The following is a 1394-nucleotide window of genomic DNA, read 5'->3' on the forward strand; positions in this document are numbered from 1 at the left end:
GTAAAAATCATAAATCATTTCAGGCTGTTCGCCCGATGAGACCTGCAAACCGCTGCTGTACCAATGCGCCGAAATCATCAAAATGGCTTTCGGTTTGGCAAATTTTTGCGTAATCAGGCTGAGATTCTGGTTGAAAGGATTTTCCTTATCCAACACATTCATCGGACTACCATGCCCGACAAACAATACAGGCATTTTTTTCATCACTGCCTCCTTATATCTGATGAGGCGGATTGTACGGATAAATGATTAAGCAATAAATCTCAATTTACGAACAGCATATTTTCCAAATAGGAAATAATGGGATATTCTTTGGCTTGCTGCAAAGTTAAAAAGAGGTCCGAAGATTCGGATTTCAATAGCAATACCTAAGTCAATCTAGTAAATCTGCCTAGAAGCACTTAATTCTATGACTGATAACTCAACGCCAGAATATTATTTTTTAATAGCAAATTATAAAAAAATGTCGTCTGAAAAATAAACTTGGTTTTCAGACGACCTTTTTATCTTAGAAAGATTAGAAAAATTTTCAATATAGAGATGGTAGAGCAATATTATTGACCATCTTTAAACTATACGTTCAGACGATTTTTATCTATTAGATTGAAAATGTGCAACAACACATTTTGCACTCGGACAGTTTGGATGCGTGGCAGCATTTTCGATTGAAAATTCCCAATATTTAATCATCTTCTTAGCAAAGCCAACTTTGTTTCCCGGTCCTCTGGCAGAACCGGTTTCTTTGACAATTTTGCTGATTCTGTCCCAAGGCAATTCGGGCGTCTCTTCCGGAAACTGTTCTCCCTCAAAATCTTCAATTTCTAAAAATTTTTTCATGGCTTGAGTATCTGCTAGAAACCATGCTTCTATCGCTTTAACCGCAATAAAATAGGCAGTAATTTTCGCGTGGCTGATTCTTTCCTTAACACCTTCAACAGGGAGTCCGTCCGAATCCGTCAAAATATACAGTCTTTCTGCTCCATTTGCTTCCAAAACACCAATAAAGGGCTCAATATTATGAGGCAATAAATTACCTGCGCCATTGGCATCAACAACAGGTTCAATCAATTCAAAATCATTCCTGTGTAAAAAGGTCTTGAATGCCTCTGATTCGATAATAATCTTTTCGCATGACCCTTCAACAATAAATCCGACTTTTACCATGGCAATCCTCCTCCCAGCAGATTGGTCAGCCAAGCCGTATCTAACGGAATTTTGTTTTTATCGACACCGGACTTCCGAACATCTTTAATTTGGGTTTTGCCTTGAGATTTACTGACAAAATACAACTCTTCCAATTCCAAGCTACGCACTACCGATTCACTATGAGTTGTCAGAATAATTGGATGGTGAGGGCTTACATATTCACGTATAAAGCCGATCAGTTCACTGAT

At 38.0% G+C, this 1394-nt stretch carries 3 protein-coding genes; all 3 read right to left on the reverse strand.

Going from position 1 to position 1394, the window contains the following annotated elements; translation table 11 throughout:
• On the reverse strand, positions 1-204 hold a 204-nt coding region (locus ACTHUR_RS11145; protein WP_440398613.1), incomplete at its 3' end, for a dioxygenase family protein.
• 387 nt (positions 205-591) lie between these two features.
• Positions 592-1164, reverse strand: coding sequence for a DUF4276 family protein (locus ACTHUR_RS11150; RefSeq protein WP_219088522.1), 573 nt, complete (start codon positions 1162-1164; stop codon positions 592-594).
• Positions 1158-1394: hypothetical protein (locus tag ACTHUR_RS11155; protein WP_440398614.1), on the reverse strand; the 237-nt coding region annotated here is incomplete at its 5' end. The genes ACTHUR_RS11150 and ACTHUR_RS11155, both read right to left, overlap by 7 nt.

The sequence above is a fragment of the Neisseria sp. P0021.S007 genome (genome assembly GCF_051956855.1).